Annotated in this window: 3 protein-coding genes; 2 read left to right on the forward strand and 1 reads right to left on the reverse strand. The window is 76.4% G+C overall.

Annotation, left to right across the window (positions count from 1 at the left end; genetic code table 11):
- Nucleotides 1-505 (forward strand): sensor histidine kinase (locus ACSNOD_RS30775; RefSeq protein ID WP_436770367.1); only part of this gene is annotated, 505 nt, incomplete at its 5' end.
- A gap of 3 nt (nt 506-508) precedes the next feature.
- Nucleotides 509-1,120, forward strand: coding sequence for a response regulator (locus tag ACSNOD_RS30780; protein WP_436770369.1), 612 nt, complete (start codon nt 509-511; stop codon nt 1,118-1,120).
- Between the two features lie 49 nt (nt 1,121-1,169).
- Here ACSNOD_RS30780 and ACSNOD_RS30785 read toward each other — a convergent pair.
- Nucleotides 1,170-1,962: transglutaminase family protein (locus ACSNOD_RS30785; RefSeq protein ID WP_436770368.1), on the reverse strand; the 793-nt coding region annotated here is incomplete at its 5' end.

Genomic DNA, 1,962 nt, shown 5'->3' on the forward strand with positions numbered 1-1,962 from the left:
ACGGGTGGGCCGCCAGGCGCTGGTCGATGTGCGGGAGGCGGTGAGCGGCTTCCGCCGGCCGACCCTGGCCGGCGAGATCGCCGGCGCCAGGACCGCCCTGGCGGCCGCGGGCATCACCGCGAACCTGCCGCTGGAGCCGGACCCGCGCGCGGTGACGCTGACGCCCGAGCGGGAGAGCGCCCTGGCCTGGGCGCTGCGGGAGGCCGTCACCAATGTCGTACGGCACAGCGGCGCCACCCGCTGCGCCGTCTCGCTCACCGGGCGGGCCACGCTCGACGGGCCGACGGTCGAACTGGTCGTCGAGGACAACGGCGACGGGCCCGGCGGCCCGCGCGGCAACGGCCTCACCGGCCTCGCCGAGCGGCTGGAGCTGGCCGACGGCGCGCTGGAGACCGGGGCGGGCCGCAGACGCGGCTTCCGGCTGGTCGCCCGCGTCCCCCGGGGCACCCCCGAGGAAGGCGCATGCCCTTCGGGCGTACGGCGCGACGTCGCGGACACGCCCTAGGCTCTGCTTGTGATCAGAGTTCTGCTGGCGGAAGACCAGTCCATGGTGCGCGAGGCGCTGGCCGCGCTGCTGGGCCTCGAGGCCGACATCGAGGTCGTCGCGCAGGTGGCGCGCGGCGACGAGGTGCTCGACGCGGCCCGCGCGTCGGCCGTGGACGTGGCGCTGATGGACATCGAGATGCCCGGCATGAGCGGGCTCGACGCCGCCGCCGTGCTCCAGCGCGAGCTGCCCGCGCTCAAGGTCGTCATCCTGACCACCTTCGGCAGGCCGGGCTATCTGCGCCGGGCCATGGAGTCCGGCGCGGACGCCTTCCTGGTGAAGGACGCGCCTGCCGCCCGGCTCGCGGACGCCGTCCGCCGGGTGCTGCGCGGCGAGCGGGTGATCGACCCCACGCTGGCGGCCGCGGCGCTCGCCGACGGGGCCAGCCCGCTCACCGACCGCGAGCGCGATGTGCTGCGCGCCGCCGCCGACGGCTCGACCAACGCCGAGATCGCCGCCGCGCTCCACCTGTCCCAGGGCACCGTGCGCAACTACCTCTCCACGGCCATCCAGAAGACGGCCTCGCGCAACCGGGCCGAGGCCGTACGGGTCGCCCGGGAGAAGGGCTGGCTCTGATACTGGAAACGGGCTCCGAGGCCCCGGCGACGCCCGCGGCCCCGGCGCCTCAGTTGAGCATGGCCCGCGCGGCCACCGCCTGCTCGCGGATCGACTCCGCCGCGCCCTTGTCCACCGCCGCCACGACCTCGGCGTAGGAGTCGAGCTCCGCCGCCCCGGTGACGAAGTCGCCCCGGCGCACCAGGAGCTGGGCGCGCTCGTAGCGCAGCCGCGCCGGGTGGCTGGGCAGCAGCAGCGACAGTTCCACCGCCCACAGCTGCACGTCCGACCGCTCGGGCCGGGCGGCCGCCCAGGCCCGGATGTTGTTCAGGACGCGCAGCACGATGTCCACCGGCTCGGCGGGCGCCAGCATCGAGGGGGTCAGGGTGCTGCCCGTCGCCCCCACCACGAGGAGCTCCGCGTCCGTGCCGGTCAGCAGCCGGCCGCCGTCGAACGGGTCGGCCAGCACGGGGTCGTCGGTCGCCGTGGGGTCGCCGAAGCCGACGACGAAGTGGCCGGGCAGCGCCACCCCGTACACCGGCGCGCCCGCCCGCCGGGCGACCTCCATCCAGACCACCGAGAGCAGGATCGGCAGCCCCCGCCGGCGCCGCAGCACCTCGGGCAGCAGGGAGGACTCCAGCTTCCGGTAGTCGGCGGACGAGCCGCGGAAGTCGTACCGGTCGCCCAGCAGTTCGGCCGTGGCGCGGGCCCAGCCGCGGGCGCCGCCGCCGGGTGCGTACGGCAGCATCCCGGCCAGCCGGTCCAGTTCGATCTGGGCCTCGTCGGTGCCGCGCTCCCCGAGCGTCGGGTCGGCCTCGGCGCTCACCAGCAGGCACAGCAGCGCCAGGTCGGGGCGCTCGGCC

This window comes from Streptomyces sp. URMC 123 (assembly GCF_051386515.1).
Classification (GTDB): Bacteria; Actinomycetota; Actinomycetes; order Streptomycetales; family Streptomycetaceae; genus Streptomyces.